Genomic DNA, 15,548 nt, shown 5'->3' with positions numbered 1-15,548 from the left:
TTGCCCGACTTTCATGAAAGTCGGGCAACTCGGCGTTTCAGGGGGCGAAGGGGGTTCAGGGGGCGAAGCGGCGGACGAGCGCGTCGATGGCGAGGCCCGCGAGGATCGCGACGGGGACCGAGATCGCGAGGGCGAGCAGCGGCTGGTCCGCGAACGCCGCGCCGACGACCGCCCCCATCGCCGTGTTGAAGACCGCCCACGCGAGCCCCGCGGCCGCCGAGAGCGGCAGGTACCGGCCGAGCGGGATCCGCACGGCGCCGGCGGCGAGGTTCACGGCGATGCGGGCGAACGGGATGTAGCGGGCGGTGAACACGAGCACCGCGGTGCGCCGGCCGACGGTGCGCCGCACCCGCTCGATCGCGGCGGCGACCCGCGGCTTCCGCTGCCACGCCCAGCGCTCGAGACCGCCCGCGCGGCCGATCCCGTAGCAGGCGAGGTCGCCGAGGACGGCGCCGAGCGCGGCGACCGGGATCACGAGGAGCGGGTTCGGATGCCCCGTGGTCGCCGCGAGCGCCCCCAGCGCGACCACGAGGGTCTCGCTCGGCAGCACCACGAGAAAGGCGTCGCCGACGACGAGCGCGAAGAGCGCGGGCAGCAGCCACGGCGAGGCGGCGAGCTGGGCGAGGGCGTCGGCTGACACCCCGCCTTGCTATCCGGGCGGGGTGAACGGCGGGTGGCCGGCCGGCGAGCGCCGTCAGTCGTCGAGCACGAAGGTCACTTCGAGCGTGACCGACCAGCCGGTGATCACCCCGTCGCTCGCCTCGATCTTCTGCTCCTTCACCCAGGCTCCGGAGACGTTGCGCAGCGTCTCGGACGCCCGGGCGACGCCCACGGAGATCGCGTCGTCGAAACTCTGCTCGGAGCGGGCGGTGATGGTGGTCACGCGGGCGACGGATGCCATGAGGTCCTCCTCGATCGATGGAGCGGTGCCCCGGCTGCGGCGCCGCGCTGCCATGCAACGCCGCTCCCGGCGCGGCGGCAAGGCCCGAGCGCCGTCCGTCCGGCGACGGGTCCGCGACCGGGCGGCGAACGCTCGCCGACGCGACGGTGAATCCTCGGTGCCCTGGCCCGCTTTCGCGCTGTGCGCCGCCACGGCCGGGGCACCCTGGTGTCGTGAAGGTCGCGATCCTCGCCGAATCGTTCCTCCCGCACATGAACGGGGTCACCCACTCGCTCCTCCAGGTGCTGGGGCACCTGGAGCGCGCGGGGCACGAGGCCCTCGTCATCGCGCCGCGCGCCGGCCGCGTCGACGAGGCGGCACTCCGCGGGGCGCGCCTCGTGCAGCTGCCGTCGACGCCGCTGCCGCGCTATCCGCAGGTGCGGATCGCGGTGCCCGGTCTCCGCCGGCTCACCGCCGCGCTCGCCGAGTTCTCGCCCGACGTCGTGCACCTCGCCTCGCCGTTCGTGCTGGGATGGCAGGGCGTGCGCGCCGCCGAGGCGATCGGGGCGCCGAGCGTCGCGGTCTACCAGACGGATGTCCCGGCCTACGCCGCCCGGTACGGGGTCCCGGCCGCGGCGCCGGCGCTCGAGCGGCACGTTGCGCGGCTGCACGGCCGGGCGACGCTCACGCTCGCGCCCTCGAGCTCGGCGCTCGACCGGCTCGACGCGCTCGGCGTCTCCGGGACCCGGCTGTGGCGTCGCGGCGTCGACCTCGAGCGCTTCCGACCGGGTCGGCGCGACGAGGCCTGGCGGCGGCGGATCGCACCCGGCGGCGAGGTCGTCGTGGGCTACGTCGGCCGGCTCGCGCCGGAGAAGCAGGTCGAGGACCTGCTGGCGCTCCGCGGCGTGCCCGGCATCCGGCTCGTCGTCGTCGGCGACGGCCCCTCCCGCGACGAGCTCGAAGCGCTGCTGCCGGACGCGGTCTTCACCGGGTTCCTCGGCGGCGAGGAGCTCGCGACGACGCTCGCGAGCTTCGACGTCTTCGTGCACCCGGGGGAGAGCGAGACGTTCTGCCAGACCGTGCAGGAGGCGCACGCGAGCGGCGTCCCCGTCGTCGCCACCGGTGCCGGCGGCCCGCTCGACCTCGTCCGGCAGAGCGTCGACGGCTGGCTCTACCGCCCGGGGGACCTCGACGAGTTCGCCGCGCGCGTCGCCGACCTCGCGGGGGATGCCGCGAAGCGTCGCGCGTTCGGCCGGGCGGCCCGCCGCGGCGTCGAGGGCCGCGGCTGGGACGTGCTCTGCGAGGAGCTGCTCGGCCACTACCGCGACGCCAGGGCGCGCGCCGCCGGGCTCGCCCAGGTCGAACCCCCGGCGGCGCCGGCGTGCACGGTCCCGAGCCCCGCCGAGCCGGTCCCGGCCCGCGCCGCCGGTGCGCCGCTCCGCTTCGTCGCGGTCGGCGACTCGCTCACCGAGGGACTCTGCGACGATTCGCGCACCGCCCCGGGCGAGTACCGCGGCTGGGCCGACCGGCTCGCCATGCTGCTCGCGATGAGCCGGCCGGGGCCCGGGGTCGAGTACGCGAATCTCGCGGTGCGCAGCCGCCGGATCCGCGACGTGGTCGACGAGCAGCTGCCCGCGGCGCTCGCGCTCGGCGCGGAGCTCGTCGGCGTCTTCGTCGGGAGCAACGACCTCGTGCAGCGCGGTGCGGATCCGGTCGCGCTCGCGGATCGGCTCGGGGACGGCCTCCGCGCGGCCGCCGACGCCGGATGCCGGGTGCTCGTCGTCACCCCGTTCCTGCCCGAGCGCTGGGAGGTGCGCGGCCTCCGGGCCCGCTTCGCCCGCTTCGACGAGCGACTCCGCGCGCTCGCCGCGGAGCACGGCGCCGTGCTGGTCGACGTCGAGCACGCGCCCGAGCTGCGGGCCCGCTCCAGTTGGGCGGCCGACCGGGTGCACCTGAACCCCGCCGGCCACCGCACGCTGGCCTACGCCGCGGCGCGCGCGCTCGGCATCCCGGACGCCGCGGTCCTCGCCGACCTCGAACTCGCGCTGCACGACGGCGCGCATGCGACGCGCGTCTCCGGGCCCGCCTGGATGGCGGTGCACGTGCTGCCGTGGGTGGTCCGCCGGCTGCGCGGACGGACCGCGGGGGAGGGCCGCTCGCCGAAGCGTCCCGAACTCGCCCTGCTCCGGATTCCGGCTCCGACCGGGACCCCTCTGCTAGAGTCGAAGCGGTCGCCCGAGTGGTCACCGCCTCGCAGCTCTGCCTCGCAGCGGGCCGCGAACCGCAACTGAACACCGAGCACCTTCGGAGCAGGCCGGCAGGAAGCTGGTCCCCTGTGGTGGCTTACCGACTCGATTCGGTGGACTTCTACTGGTGGCCAGCGTGAGCGCATCGTCCTGATGCGATTCGTATTGCCTGTTCCTGCTCCTTCGTATGCAGTCGCGCCCACACGGGGTGCGACGGGAAACAAAGGAGAGAGACCTCTTGGAAGGTCCTGAAATCACGTTCGCCGAGACCGTCATCGACAACGGCAAGTTCGGCACCCGCACCATCCGCTTCGAGACCGGACGCCTCGCCCAGCAGGCGCAGGGCTCCGCGGTCGCCTACATCGACGAAGAGACCATGCTGCTCTCGGCGACGAGCGTCTCGAAGCAGCCGAAGGATCACTTCGACTTCTTCCCGCTCACGATCGACGTCGAGGAGCGCATGTACGCCGCGGGCCGCATCCCCGGCTCGTTCTTCCGCCGCGAGGGCCGCCCCTCGACCGAGGCGATCCTCACCTGCCGCCTCATCGACCGCCCGCTCCGCCCCTCCTTCGTCGAGGGCCTGCGCAACGAGGTCCAGGTCGTCGTGACCGTCCTCGCCATCGAGCCCGACGAGCTCTACGACGTGCTCGCCATCAACGCCGCGTCGCTCTCGACGCAGCTGTCCGGCCTGCCGTTCTCCGGCCCGGTCGCCGGCGTCCGCGTCGCGCTCATCGACGGCCAGTGGGTGGCGTTCCCGAAGCACGGCCAGCTCGAGGAGGCCGTGTTCAGCATGGTCGTCGCGGGCCGCGTCGTGACCGAGACCGACGGCTCCGAGGACGTCGCGATCATGATGATCGAGGCCGAGGCGACCGACAACGCGTGGAACCTCATCCAGGGCGGCGCCGTCAAGCCCGACGAGACCGTCATCGCGCAGGGCATCGAGGCCTCGAAGCCCTTCATCAAGCAGCTCGTCGAGGCGCAGCAGCAGGTCGCGAAGACCGCGGCGAAGCCCGTCGCCGACTACCCGACGTTCCCGCCGTACCAGCCTGAGGTCAAGGAGGTCGTCGAGGCGTTCGCCGCCGCCGAGCTCAAGGACGTCTACCAGATCGCCGGCAAGGTCGAGCGCCAGGACGCCGACGACGCCCTCAAGGCGCGCGTCAAGGAGCACGTCGCGGCCAAGGTCGAGGCGGGCGAGCTGCCCGAGTCGGCCAACGCCGAGGTCTCCGCGGCCTACAAGTCGGTCACCAAGAAGGTCATGCGCACGCGCGTGCTCGAGGAGGGCGTCCGCATCGACGGCCGCGGCCTCGCCGACATCCGCCCGCTCGACGCCGAGGTGCAGGTCGTGCCCCGCGTGCACGGCTCGGCCATCTTCCAGCGCGGCGAGACCCAGATCCTGGGCGTCACCACGCTGAACATGCTGAAGCTCGAGCAGCAGATCGACTCGCTGAGCCCGGTCACCAAGAAGCGCTACATGCACAACTACAACTTCCCGCCCTACTCGACCGGTGAGACCGGCCGCGTCGGGTCGCCGAAGCGTCGCGAGATCGGGCACGGCGCACTCGCCGAGCGCGCGCTCGTGCCGGTGCTGCCCACGCGCGAGGAGTTCCCCTACGCGATCCGTCAGGTGTCCGAGGCTCTCGGCTCCAACGGCTCGACCTCGATGGGCTCCGTCTGCGCCTCGACCCTCTCGCTGCTGAACGCCGGTGTGCCGCTGCGCGCCCCGGTCGCCGGCATCGCCATGGGCCTCATCTCCGACACCGTGAACGGTGAGACCCGCTACGCGGCGCTCACCGACATCCTCGGTGCCGAGGACGCGCTCGGCGACATGGACTTCAAGGTCGCTGGCACAAGCGAGTTCGTCACGGCCATCCAGCTCGACACGAAGCTCGACGGCATCCCCGCCTCGGTGCTCGCCGGCGCGCTGACCCAGGCCAAGGAGGCTCGCACCACCATCCTCGCCGTGCTCAACGCGGCGATCGACGGCCCGGACGAGATGGCTCCGACCGCTCCGCGCGTCATCAGCGTGCAGATCCCGGTCGACAAGATCGGCGAGCTGATCGGGCCGAAGGGCAAGACGATCAACGCGATCCAGGACGAGACCGGCGCCGACATCTCCATCGAGGAGGACGGCACCGTCTACATCGGCGCCACCGACGGCCCCTCGGCCGAGGCGGCCCGCGCCCAGGTGAACGCGATCGCGAACCCCACGAACCCGGAGGTCGGCGAGCAGTTCCTCGGCACCGTCGTGAAGATCGCCACCTTCGGCGCCTTCGTGTCGCTGCTGCCGGGCAAGGACGGCCTGCTGCACATCTCCGAGGTGCGCAAGCTCGCCGGCGGCAAGCGCGTCGAGAACGTCGAGGACGTGCTGGGCGTCGGGCAGAAGCTGCTCGTCGAGATCACCAAGATCGACGACCGCGGCAAGCTCTCGCTCGCCCCGGTCCTGCAGGAGGACGCCGACGTCGAGGGTCGTGCCGCCACCGGCGAGCACACCGACGCTCCGGCCGAGGGCTCCGAGGTCGAGTGACCGCGGTTCCCGCCTGACACGCGGATGCCCCGCCCGATTCGTTCGGGCGGGGCATCCGTCGTTTTGCGGGCCGCGACGGCCGACGCGCAGCGCCGGCCCCATGCTCAGAGCGGGAGGTAGCCCGCGCTGCGGAACAGCTCGTCGCGCTCGGCGAGGGCGCGCTCGGCCGCGGCCCGGGCCTCGGCCCGGCCGAGCAGCTGCTCGCGATCCGTGCGTCGGCTGGCGCGACGCAGGCCCCAGCTCGCAAGGCCGAGGCCGCTGCGGACGGCGAGGCCGGCGAGTCGGCCGGCGCCGGGGGAGAGGGTGGCGGTGGTCATGATCACTCCTTCCGAGTGTCGTCCTGGGTGGCCTCGCCGCGCACGAGCGGGAAGGCGTTGAGGTGGATCTGCACGGGCATGGAGCCCGGGGTGGGCGTGCGCTTGTACCGCTCGCCGAACTTCAGGAACACCGCGTCGATCTCGGCGACGAGCTCGGCGAGCTGCTCGACGGTGAGGCGGAGGTTGATCGTGTCGCTCGTCGCGACCTCGAGCCATTCCTTGCCGAAGACGTGCGGGCCGTCGGCGACGAAGTCCCGGTAGTTGCGGTCGCGGATCGTGAGCCACTCGTCTTCGACGAGCTTCGCGGCCAGCCGCTCGGCGCTGCCCGGGGGCAGGTCCTGCGGGTCGGGCACGGCGACCGAGCCGGGCGTGCGCTCCCACCAGCGTTCGCGGCCGGTGCCGCGGCTCGTGTCCTCGCGGACGAGGCCGGCGCGCTCGAGCTGGCGGAGGTGGTAGCTCATGGACCCGCTCGACTCGCTCAGGCGTTCGCCGAGGCCGCTCGCGGTGAGCGGTCCGTAGGAGGACAGCTCGTCGTAGATGCGGATGCGCAGCGGGTGCCCGAGCGACTTCAGCGCCGTCGTCGACAGCACGTGGTCGATGCCGGGATGCCGGGTGCTGCTCGGCTGGGCTTCGATGTGCCTCGGAGTCGTCTCGCTCATGAGTGCAAAGATACCGTTGCAAAGAAAATTTTGCAAGTGTTTGTTTGCAAGCATTTGTTTGCAACGGTTTCTTGGTGATCGCCCGCGAGGGCGGATGCGCGCCGGCGTCGCGCGGCTAACGGTCGAGCAGCGGCCCGAGGCGATAGGGGATGAGCTCGCCCATCGAGAGCGAGGTCTCGGTGCGCTCCACCCCGTCGATCGCGAGGATCTCGCCGTCGATGCGGAAGAGATCGTGGGCGTCGCGGCAGACGACGCGCACGAGGAGGTCGACCGAGCCGGAGAGCCCGTGTGCCTGCAGGACCTCGGGGATCTCCGCCACACGCGCGACGACCTCGCCGAGCTGCTTCTGCCGCACGTGCACCGAGACGAAGGCCTCGAGCGGGTAGCCGAGCGGCGCCGGATCGATCGCCCGCTCGAAGGAGGCGAAGGCGCCGGATGCCTCGAGCCGGGCGAGCCTGGCCTGCACCGTGTTGCGGCTGAGGCCCAGGCGCTCCGCGAGGGCGACGACGGTCGCGCGGTGGTCGGCGGCGAGTGCGGCGAGGAGGGCTCGATCGAGCTGGTCGAGAGTGCTCATGCTGCGCAGTGTAGCGAGGTTCGAGCCCCGCGCGCTTGGCAACATGCTCAATGAATCCGGCAATGCTTGAGCTGTGTGACCTTCCGACGTACTCTCGGCGTATCCGGCGACGTGGCCGGCGAGTCGGAGTGCCCACGAAGCGCTCCGCCGAACCAGGAGGATCGACGATGACCCTTTCCGACCGTGATGCGACCGGGCTCTTGACGAGGCCCGAGTCGTTCGTGCAGCTCGTCGACGAGACGGGGACCCGGCGCCACGACGCCGAGTTCGACCCCTGGGTCGCCGACGTCGACGCCGCGGCCCTCGGCCGGCTCTACCGCGACATGGTCATCGTCCGCCGGCTCGACGCCGAGGGGGTCGCGCTGCAGCGCCAGGGCGAGCTCGGGCTCTGGCCGCCGCTCGCCGGGCAGGAGGCCGCGCAGATCGGCTCCGTGCGCGCCCTGCGCGACGACGACTTCGCCTTCACGAGCTACCGGGAGCTCGCCGTCGCCTGGGCCCGCGGCGTCCCCGCGGAGGGGCTCGTGACCACCTGGCGCGGCACCGCGTCGTCCGGCTGGGACCCGGCCGCGCACCGCGTCGCCGTGCCGCAGATCATCATCGGCGCGCAAGCGCTGCACGCGACCGGCTACGCCATGGGGGTGCGCTGGGACCACTCCGACGCCGCGGCCATCGCCTACTTCGGCGACGGCGCCACGAGCGAGGGCGACGTCAACGAGGCGTTCGTCTTCGCCTCGAGCTTCGAGGCGCCCGTCGTCTTCTTCTGCCAGAACAACCAGTGGGCGATCTCCGAGCCGGTCGGGCTGCAGTCGAAGCAGGAGCTCGCCCGCCGCGCCGACGGCTTCGCGATGCCCGGCATCCGGGTCGACGGCAACGACGTGCTCGCGGTGCTCGCTGTGACCCGCATGGCGCTCGAACGCGCCCGTCGCGGGGACGGGCCGAGCCTCATCGAGGCCGTCACCTACCGCATGGGCCCGCATACCACCGCCGACGACCCCAGCCGCTACCGCGACGAGGCGGAGCTGGCCGCCTGGCGGGAGCGCGATCCTATCGCCCGCCTGCTCGCCCTCCTCGAGGGGCTCGGGGTGGACGTCGCCGGGCTCGAGCGCGAGACGGCCGAGGCGGCGGATGCCGCAGCCGCCGAGCTCCGGGCCGCCTGCCTCGGCCTCGCCGACCCGCCCGCCCTCAGCGTGTTCGAGCACGTCTACGCGGAGCCGAACAGCCACGTCGCCCGCCAGCGCGAGCACTACGCGCGGTACCTCGCGCTCTTCGCCGACGAGGCATCCGACGAGAACGGAGCCGGACGATGACCACCCTCACCCTCGGCAAGGCCCTAAACCGGGGCCTGCGCAACGCCCTCGCCGCCGACCCTCGCGTCGTCCTCCTGGGCGAGGACATCGGCACCCTCGGGGGCGTCTTCCGCATCACCGACGGGCTGCAGGCCGAGTTCGGCCGCGAGCGCGTGGTCGACTCGCCGCTGTCGGAGGCTGGGCTCATCGGCACGGCGGTCGGGCTCGCCTACCGCGGCTTCCGACCCGTCGTCGAGATCCAGTTCGACGGCTTCATCTATCCCGGCTTCGATCAGATCGTCGCGCAGGCGGCGAAGCTGCACTACCGCTCCCGCGGCACCGTGAAGGTCCCGATCACGATCCGGGTGCCCTTCGGCGGCGGCATCGGCGCGGCCGAGCACCACTCCGAGTCGCCAGAGGCCTACTTCGCGCACACCGCGGGGCTCCGCGTCGTCGTCTGCTCGAACCCGGCGGACGCGCACGTCATGATCCAGCAGGCGATCGCGAGCGACGATCCGGTGCTCTTCTTCGAGCCCAAACGGCGCTACCACGCGAAGGGGGAGGTCGACGAGGCGGCGAGTCTCGCCGACGCGAAGCCGATGGGCATCGCGACGGTCGTCGCACCGGGCGACGACGTGACGCTCGTCACCTACGGCGCGCTCGTGCAGACCGCGAAGGATGCCGCGGTCGCCGCGGCCGAGGACGGGGTCTCCATCGAGGTCATCGATCTGCGGTCTCTGGCGCCGGTGGACTATCCGACCCTCGAGGCCTCCGTGCGGCGCACCGGCCGGCTCGTCGTCGCGCACGAGGCGGGCCAGCAGGGCGGCGTCGGCGCCGAGATCGCGGCGAGCCTCACCGAGCGCTGCTTCGACTACCTCGAGCACGCGCCGGTGCGCGTCACGGGCCACGATATCCCGTACCCGCCCGCGAAGCTCGAGCAGCACCACCTGCCGGACCTCGACCGCATCCTCGACGGCGTCGACCGCGTGCTCGGCCGCGCCAACTCGCTCTCGGGGGTCGAGGCGTGAGCGGGGTGCGCGCGTTCGCGCTGCCGGATCTCGGCGAGGGGCTCACGGAGTCGGAGCTCGTCGCCTGGCGTGTGTCGGTCGGCGACCGCATCGAGCTCAACCAGATCGTCGCCGACGTCGAGACGGCGAAGGCCGTCGTCGAGCTGCCGTCGCCCTTCGCCGGGGTGATCACGGCCCTGCACGCCGAACCCGGTGAGACCGTCGAGGTCGGCGCGCCGCTGTTCTCCTGCGAGACGGGCGACGGCGCGCCCGCCGGCGGCTCGGACGAAGGCGGCGCGGATGCCTCGGGCAGCGCCGGGCCAGAAGCCGACGCGCAGGCCGAGCCGAAGCGCGAGCCGACGCTCGTCGGCTACGGCGCCGCGGCCGATCGCGGACCGCGGCGTCGCCAGCGCGCCGCGTCGCCCGGCAGCGGGGCGTCGGGAGCCGGTGCCGGCGAGGCATCCGCTGCGACGTTCGGCACCGAGGCTTCGCGGCGCGGCGAGCGGCCCCGCTCGACCCCGCCGGTGCGCCGGCTGGCGCGCGAGCTCGGGGTCGAGCTCGACGCGATCGAGGGCACCGGGGAGCGCGGGCTGATCACGCGCGACGACGTCGAACGCGCGGCGAACGCCGTCCAGGCGCCGTCCGCCGCCGCAGCGACGGCGCCCCGACCGGCCGCGGGGGAACGACCGGCCGAGACCCGCATCCCGATCCGCGGCGTCCGCAAGCACACGGCCGCCGCGATGGTGCGCAGCGCCTTCACCGCGCCGCACGTGACCGAGTTCCTCACCGTCGACGTGACCGCGACGATGGAGCTCCTGCGCGGGCTGCGCGAAGATCGCGCCTTCGCCGGGCACCGGATCACTCCGCTCGCCGTCGTCGCGAAGGCGGTCTGCCTCGCTGCGGCGCGCACCCCGGAGGTCAACGCGCGCTGGGACGAGGAGGCGCAGGAGATCGTGCAGTTCGCGGGCGTGAACCTCGGCATCGCCGCGGCGACGGATCGCGGGCTCGTGGTGCCGGTGATCCCCGGCGCCGAGCGGATGACCCTCGTCGAGCTGGCCGACGCGATCGGCGCGCTCGCCGAGACGGCGCGCGCGGGGCGCACGAGCCCGGCCGAGCTGTCCGGCGGCACGATGTCGATCACGAACATCGGCGTCTTCGGGATCGACGCGGGCACGCCGATCCTGAACCCGGGGGAGGCCGCGATCCTCGCGACCGGCCAAGTGCGCCGGCTGCCGTGGGAGCACCGCGGCGAGATCGCGCTGCGCGAGGTGATGACCCTCTCGCTCTCCTTCGATCACCGACTCGTGGACGGCGAGCAGGGCTCGCGCTTCCTCGGCGACGTCGGCCGGGTGCTGCGGGAGCCGGGGCTCGCCCTCACGATGTGAGCGGGCCGCGGGGGATGGCGGCGCCGTCCCCCGCGGCGTAGCCTCGCCCGCAGGGCCGCGCGGGCGGCCCGGGACGGGGGCGAACGGATGGACGACCGCACACTGCTGCTCGCGGAGGACACGGCCGCGGCGCTCGCCGGCACGCCGTTCGAGCACGCCGTGGACCACCTCGTCGCGAGCTACGAGACCGGCGACTTCTCGGCCGGGGTGCGTTTCCTCGACCGCGTCGCGGTCGTCGCCGACGAGCTCGCGCACCATCCGGACGTGCACGTGCGCTGGGGATCGATCACCTTCGAACTGCGCTCGCACGACGTCGGCGGGGTGACCCGGCGCGACGTCGAGCTCGCGCAACGCATCCACGCGCTCGCGAGCGAGTAGCGGCGCCCAGAGGCGCCGGCCTCAGTCGAGCTCGTAGACAAGACGCTCCGTCTCGCCGCCGCGGGCGGGCGCGTAGACGAGTTCGCGGGCGACCTCCGCGAAGCCGAGCTTCGCGAGCACGGCGCGGGAGCCCCGGTTGTCGGCCGCGACCCTGGCGCGCACGGGGCGCTCCGGCAGCCCGTCGAGCAGGAGGCGCAGGGCGCGGGTGGCGATGCCGAGGCCCCAGTGGTCCGGGTCGATCCAGGAGTCGAGCACGGCGACGCCGTGCTCGCGGCGCACCTCCACGTCGCCGACGATGCGGCCGTCGGCGCGCACGGTGCGGGTGGTGAGCTCGGGATCGGCGAGGCGCTCGGCCCAGCGGGCGTCGAACGCGGGACGGTCGTCGTCGCCCGGCGCGAACGCGGCCTGGTGGACGGCGGTCTCGTCGTGGTGGAAGCGGAACAGTGCGTCGAGATCGGCGGCGCGGGTGGGGCGCAGCGTCACGACATGAGGCTCGCCCATGTCATTTCCTCCAGAATGCCGCGGATGGTGGTCGCGGCGGGTCGGCGCCCAGGGGTGCGGGCGCTGTGCGGAGTGGAGTTCATGAGGCCGAAGGCGGCGTGTGCCCTGACCCTGAGCTCCTCTTCGGCCAGATCCGGCCGGAGTCGATCGAGCACGCCGACCCAGTGTTCGACGTATCTGCGCTGGAGGGTGCGCATCTCGTGCCGCGCGGCGGGGTCGAGCTGGGTGACCTCGCGCTCCTGCACGGCGATGACGTCGGCGTCGCCGACGGCGAACTCGACGTGGAAGCGGATGAGGGCGCGCAGCGCCGCCTCCGGGGTCGCATCGACGGCGAGCACGCGCTCGGCTCCGTCGAGGAGCGCCCGGCTCGCGTCGACGAGGATGGCGGCGAGCACCGCGCCCTTGCCGGGGAAGTGCCGGTAGACGGCCGGGCCGGAGACGCCGACGGCCGCACCGAGCTCGTCGAGGGTGACGCCGGCGTAGCCGCGCGCCGCGAAGAGCGCGGCGGCGGCGTCGAGGATGGCGGCGCGCCGATCGGCCTTGCGGAGGCTCCGCTGCGTGGGGGCCTCGACCTCGGTGCCGCTCGTCATCCGTGCTCCGCGTCGTCGGGTGTTCAGTGAGTGCAGGTTAACCGGGTTCCGTTCGAGCGGTCAACCTGGCCTGCCGGGCGGGAGGGCATCGGCACCGGGGGAGGCGGCTGCGCGCCGGAGCCTCCTCCCGCGGGCTCGATCCCCTCCGGCGGCGAGCGCGGCGCTTGCCGTTTCGGTTAGTCGCCACTAACATCAAATCGAGTTAGCGGGCATTAACCGAAGTGCCCGCCCCACGCCACGACGGAGAGGCGGACATGGGCGCGTTGCAGTCAGCAGTCGACCCGGCATCCGAGCGCGCGATCGCGAACGCCGCCGGTCACGCCGAGCTCGCCGCCGAACTGCGCGAGCGGCTCGCGCGCGCCGCCCTCGGCGGGCCCGAGGCCTCCCGCGAGCGCCACGTCGCCCGGGGCAAGCTGCTGCCGCGCGACCGGGTGGCCCGGCTCCTCGACGAGGGCAGCCCGTTCCTCGAGCTCGCGCCCCTCGCCGCCGAGGGGCTGTACGGCGGCGACTCGCCCGGCGCCGGCCTCATCACCGGCATCGGCCTCGTGCACGGTCGCCCCGTCATGGTCGTCTGCAACGACGCCACCGTGAAGGGCGGCACCTACTACCCGATGACCGTGAAGAAGCACCTCCGGGCGCAGGAGGTCGCGCTCGAGCACCGGCTGCCCTGCATCTCCCTCGTCGACTCCGGCGGGGCGTTCCTGCCGATGCAGGACGAGGTGTTCCCCGACCGCGAGCACTTCGGCCGCATCTTCTTCAACCAGGCGACGATGTCGTCGCTGCGCATCCCGCAGCTCGCCGCCGTGCTGGGCTCCTGCACCGCGGGCGGCGCGTACGTGCCCGCGATGAGCGATGAGACCGTCATCGTGCGCGGGCAGGGCACCATCTTCCTCGGCGGCCCGCCCCTCGTGAAGGCCGCCATCGGCGAGGTCGTGACCCCCGAAGAACTCGGCGGCGGCGAGCTGCACGCGCGCACCTCCGGCGTCGTCGACCACCTCGCCGAAGACGACGAGCACGCGCTCGAACTCGTCCGCGACATGGTCGCGACGCTGCCGGCGCCCGCCGAGCGGGCCTGGGCCGTCCGGGAGCCGCGACCGCCGGCGGTCGACCCAGCGGGGCTCACGAGCGTCGTCCCGGTCGACGTGCAGCAGCCCTACGACGTGCGCGAGGTCATCGCCCGCCTCGTCGACGGCAGCGAGTTCGCCGAGTTCAAGCCGGAGTACGGCGACACGCTCGTCACGGGCTTCGCGCACCTCGACGGCCACCCCGTCGGCGTCGTCGCGAACAACGGGGTGCTGTTCAGCGAGTCGGCGCTGAAGGGCGCGCACTTCATCGAGCTCTGCGATCAGCGCGGCATCCCGCTCGTGTTCCTGCAGAACATCTCGGGCTTCATGGTCGGCCGCGACGCGGAGGCCGGCGGCATCGCGAAGGACGGCGCGAAGATGGTCACCGCGGTCGCGACGACGCGCGTGCCGAAGCTCACCGTCGTCATCGGCGGCTCCTTCGGCGCGGGCAACTACTCGATGTGCGGCCGGGCCTACTCGCCCCGCTTCCTCTGGATGTGGCCCAACGCCCGCATCTCGGTCATGGGCGGGGAGCAGGCCTCCTCGGTGCTCGCCACCGTGAAGCGCGAGCAGCTCGCCGCGCGCGGCGAGGACTGGCCGGCGTCGGACGAGGCGGCGTTCCGCGCCCCGATCCGCGCGCAGTACGAGGAGCAGGGCAGCCCGTACCACTCGACCGCGCGGCTCTGGGACGACGGCATCATCGAGCCGGGCGACACCCGCACCGTGCTCGCGCTCGCCCTCGAGCTCGCGAGCCGCACTCCGCTGCCCGAGCCGCGCTTCGGCCTCTTCAGGATGTGATGGCGATGACCGATCAGCAGCTGCGCCGCTCCGCCGGCCCCCGGCCCTTCGAGCGCGTGCTCGTCGCCAATCGCGGCGAGATCGCCGTGCGCGTCATCCGCACCCTGCAGCGGCTCGGCATCGAGGCGGTGGCCGTGTACTCGGACGCCGACCTGGACGCCCCGCACGTCGGGCTCGCGGACCGCGCGGTGCGCATCGGCCCGGCCCCGGCGGCCGAGAGCTACCTCGATCCCGAGCGGCTCGTGCGCGCGGCGGTCGAGAGCGGCGCCGAGGCCGTGCACCCCGGCTACGGCTTCCTCTCCGAGCACGCCGGCTTCGCCCGCGCCTGCGCCGACGCCGGGCTCGTCTTCATCGGCCCGGGCGAGCGCGCGCTCGACGTCATGGGCGACAAGATCCGCGCGAAGCGGCACGTCGCCGCGAGCGGCGTCCCCGTGGTGCCCGGCGTCGCCGACCCCTCGCTCGACGACGCGGCCCTGCTCGCCGCCGCCGAGGCCGTCGGCTACCCGATCCTCGTGAAGCCGTCCGCCGGCGGCGGCGGCAAGGGCATGCAGCTCGCCCGCGACCGCCGGGAGCTCGCCGAGGCGCTGCCGACCGCGCGCCGCGTCGCGTCCGCCGCGTTCGGCGACGACACGCTCCTGCTCGAGCGCTTCATCGAGCGGCCCCGGCACATCGAGGTGCAGGTGCTCGCCGACGCGCACGGCGCGGTGGTGCACCTCGGCGAGCGCGAGTGCTCGTTGCAGCGACGGCACCAGAAGGTCATCGAGGAGGCGCCGTCCGCACTGCTCGACGAGGCCACGCGGGAGCGCATCGGCCTGGCGGCCTGCGAGGCCGCCAGGAGCGTCGACTACCGCGGCGCCGGCACGGTCGAGTTCCTCGTCTCGGATGCCGCGCCGGGCGAGTTCTTCTTCATCGAGATGAACACGCGGCTGCAGGTCGAGCACCCCGTCACCGAGCTGGTGACCGGGGTCGACCTCGTCGAGCAGCAGCTGCGCATCGCCGCGGGGGAGCCGCTCGCGCTCAGCCAGGACGCGCTTCGGCTCGACGGGCACGCGATCGAGGCGAGGCTCTACGCCGAGCGGCCCGCGGACGGCTTCCTCCCCGCCACCGGCCCGGTGCTCGTCTGGCGTCCGGCCGGCGGCGACGGCGTCCGCATCGACGCGGGCCTGCGCGCCGGGCAGGAGATCACCGCCCACTACGACCCGATGCTCGCGAAGCTCATCGCCTGGGGGCCCGACCGCGCGACGGCGCTCGAGCGGCTCCGGGCGGCGATCGACGAGACCGTCGTGCTCGGCGTCGAGACGAACCTCGAGTATCTCGGCGAGTTGCTCGACGATCCCGA

General features: G+C 73.4%; 15 protein-coding genes. 8 read left to right on the top strand and 7 right to left on the bottom strand.

Annotated elements, in window-relative coordinates; genetic code table 11:
• Window positions 1-55: 55 nt before the first annotated feature.
• Together IEY71_RS14475 and IEY71_RS14470 are read right to left on the bottom strand one after the other, a co-directional pair.
• Window positions 56-640 (bottom strand): DedA family protein, encoded by a 585-nt coding sequence (locus IEY71_RS14475; RefSeq protein WP_189086074.1) that lies wholly within the window; start codon window positions 638-640, stop codon window positions 56-58.
• Between the two features lie 54 nt (window positions 641-694).
• Window positions 695-901: a dodecin family protein gene (locus IEY71_RS14470; protein ID WP_189086073.1), complete on the bottom strand. Its 207-nt coding sequence runs from the start codon at window positions 899-901 to the stop codon at window positions 695-697.
• A gap of 212 nt (window positions 902-1,113) precedes the next feature.
• Here IEY71_RS14470 and IEY71_RS14465 point away from each other — a divergent pair, with 212 nt between their 5' ends.
• Both IEY71_RS14465 and IEY71_RS14460 read left to right on the top strand, forming a co-directional pair.
• Window positions 1,114-3,171 carry a glycosyltransferase gene (locus IEY71_RS14465; protein WP_229781769.1) on the top strand — a complete coding sequence of 686 codons (2,058 nt, stop codon included), beginning with the start codon at window positions 1,114-1,116 and terminating at the stop codon, window positions 3,169-3,171.
• Between the two features lie 193 nt (window positions 3,172-3,364).
• Complete coding sequence (locus IEY71_RS14460; RefSeq protein WP_189086072.1) at window positions 3,365-5,650, top strand: polyribonucleotide nucleotidyltransferase; 2,286 nt, start codon at window positions 3,365-3,367, stop codon at window positions 5,648-5,650.
• Between the two features lie 104 nt (window positions 5,651-5,754).
• On the opposite strand, the gene IEY71_RS14455 is transcribed toward IEY71_RS14460, so the two are convergent.
• From IEY71_RS14455 to IEY71_RS14445, 3 genes are all read right to left on the bottom strand, one after another.
• Complete coding sequence (locus IEY71_RS14455) at window positions 5,755-5,967, bottom strand: hypothetical protein (protein WP_189086071.1); 213 nt, start codon at window positions 5,965-5,967, stop codon at window positions 5,755-5,757.
• Window positions 5,968-5,969: 2 nt separating this feature from the next.
• Window positions 5,970-6,626 (bottom strand): ArsR/SmtB family transcription factor, encoded by a 657-nt coding sequence (locus IEY71_RS14450; RefSeq protein ID WP_189086070.1) that lies wholly within the window; start codon window positions 6,624-6,626, stop codon window positions 5,970-5,972.
• A 115-nt stretch (window positions 6,627-6,741) separates the two neighbouring features.
• Entirely contained in the window at window positions 6,742-7,200 is a 459-nt protein-coding gene (locus IEY71_RS14445; RefSeq protein ID WP_189086069.1) for an Lrp/AsnC family transcriptional regulator, read from the bottom strand.
• Between the two features lie 167 nt (window positions 7,201-7,367).
• Here IEY71_RS14445 and pdhA point away from each other — a divergent pair, with 167 nt between their 5' ends.
• The 4 genes from pdhA (at window position 7,368) to IEY71_RS14425 (ending at window position 11,256) form a co-directional block, all read left to right on the top strand.
• The gene (gene pdhA, locus IEY71_RS14440; RefSeq protein WP_189086068.1) at window positions 7,368-8,507 is read left to right on the top strand and encodes a pyruvate dehydrogenase (acetyl-transferring) E1 component subunit alpha; all 1,140 of its coding nucleotides are present in this window, start codon (window positions 7,368-7,370) and stop codon (window positions 8,505-8,507) included.
• Window positions 8,504-9,514, top strand: a complete 1,011-nt coding sequence (locus IEY71_RS14435; protein WP_189086067.1) for an alpha-ketoacid dehydrogenase subunit beta — start codon at window positions 8,504-8,506, stop codon at window positions 9,512-9,514. Before pdhA ends, IEY71_RS14435 begins: the two co-directional genes overlap by 4 nt.
• On the top strand, window positions 9,511-10,878 hold the full coding sequence (locus IEY71_RS14430) for a dihydrolipoamide acetyltransferase family protein (RefSeq protein WP_189086066.1): 1,368 nt from the start codon (window positions 9,511-9,513) through the stop codon (window positions 10,876-10,878). The genes IEY71_RS14435 and IEY71_RS14430 overlap by 4 nt, the downstream gene beginning before the upstream one ends.
• A gap of 87 nt (window positions 10,879-10,965) precedes the next feature.
• Window positions 10,966-11,256: a 4a-hydroxytetrahydrobiopterin dehydratase gene (locus IEY71_RS14425; protein ID WP_189086065.1), complete on the top strand. Its 291-nt coding sequence runs from the start codon at window positions 10,966-10,968 to the stop codon at window positions 11,254-11,256.
• 21 nt (window positions 11,257-11,277) lie between these two features.
• On the opposite strand, the gene IEY71_RS14420 is transcribed toward IEY71_RS14425, so the two are convergent.
• Both IEY71_RS14420 and IEY71_RS14415 read right to left on the bottom strand, forming a co-directional pair.
• Window positions 11,278-11,757 (bottom strand): GNAT family N-acetyltransferase, encoded by a 480-nt coding sequence (locus tag IEY71_RS14420; protein ID WP_189086064.1) that lies wholly within the window; start codon window positions 11,755-11,757, stop codon window positions 11,278-11,280.
• Window positions 11,736-12,347, bottom strand: a complete 612-nt coding sequence (locus tag IEY71_RS14415; protein ID WP_189086063.1) for a TetR/AcrR family transcriptional regulator — start codon at window positions 12,345-12,347, stop codon at window positions 11,736-11,738. Before IEY71_RS14415 ends, IEY71_RS14420 begins: the two co-directional genes overlap by 22 nt.
• A 254-nt stretch (window positions 12,348-12,601) precedes the next feature.
• Between IEY71_RS14415 and IEY71_RS14410 the strand changes: the two genes are divergently transcribed.
• Window positions 12,602-14,209 (top strand): carboxyl transferase domain-containing protein, encoded by a 1,608-nt coding sequence (locus IEY71_RS14410; protein WP_189086062.1) that lies wholly within the window; start codon window positions 12,602-12,604, stop codon window positions 14,207-14,209.
• Window positions 14,209-15,548 (top strand): acetyl-CoA carboxylase biotin carboxylase subunit (locus IEY71_RS14405; protein WP_373292271.1); only part of this gene is annotated, 1,340 nt, incomplete at its 3' end. The genes IEY71_RS14410 and IEY71_RS14405, both read left to right, overlap by 1 nt.

The organism is Agromyces mediolanus (assembly GCF_014648575.1).
Lineage (GTDB): Bacteria > Actinomycetota > Actinomycetes > Actinomycetales > Microbacteriaceae > Agromyces > Agromyces mediolanus.
The sequence above is the reverse complement of the archived record's forward strand: the minus strand, read 5'-3'. Positions and strand labels throughout refer to the sequence as shown.

Excerpts from the sequence above, each read along its gene's own strand:
- IEY71_RS14470 (WP_189086073.1), bottom strand. The coding sequence starts at position 901 with ATGGCATCCGTCGCCCGCGTGACCACCATCACCGCCCGCTCCGAGCAG.
- IEY71_RS14455 (WP_189086071.1), bottom strand. The coding sequence starts at position 5,967 with ATGACCACCGCCACCCTCTCCCCCGGCGCCGGCCGACTCGCCGGCCTC.
- IEY71_RS14450 (WP_189086070.1), bottom strand. The coding sequence starts at position 6,626 with ATGAGCGAGACGACTCCGAGGCACATCGAAGCCCAGCCGAGCAGCACC.
- IEY71_RS14445 (WP_189086069.1), bottom strand. The coding sequence starts at position 7,200 with ATGAGCACTCTCGACCAGCTCGATCGAGCCCTCCTCGCCGCACTCGCC.
- pdhA (WP_189086068.1), top strand. The coding sequence starts at position 7,368 with ATGACCCTTTCCGACCGTGATGCGACCGGGCTCTTGACGAGGCCCGAG.
- IEY71_RS14435 (WP_189086067.1), top strand. The coding sequence starts at position 8,504 with ATGACCACCCTCACCCTCGGCAAGGCCCTAAACCGGGGCCTGCGCAAC.
- IEY71_RS14425 (WP_189086065.1), top strand. The coding sequence starts at position 10,966 with ATGGACGACCGCACACTGCTGCTCGCGGAGGACACGGCCGCGGCGCTC.
- IEY71_RS14420 (WP_189086064.1), bottom strand. The coding sequence starts at position 11,757 with ATGGGCGAGCCTCATGTCGTGACGCTGCGCCCCACCCGCGCCGCCGAT.
- IEY71_RS14415 (WP_189086063.1), bottom strand. The coding sequence starts at position 12,347 with ATGACGAGCGGCACCGAGGTCGAGGCCCCCACGCAGCGGAGCCTCCGC.
- IEY71_RS14410 (WP_189086062.1), top strand. The coding sequence starts at position 12,602 with ATGGGCGCGTTGCAGTCAGCAGTCGACCCGGCATCCGAGCGCGCGATC.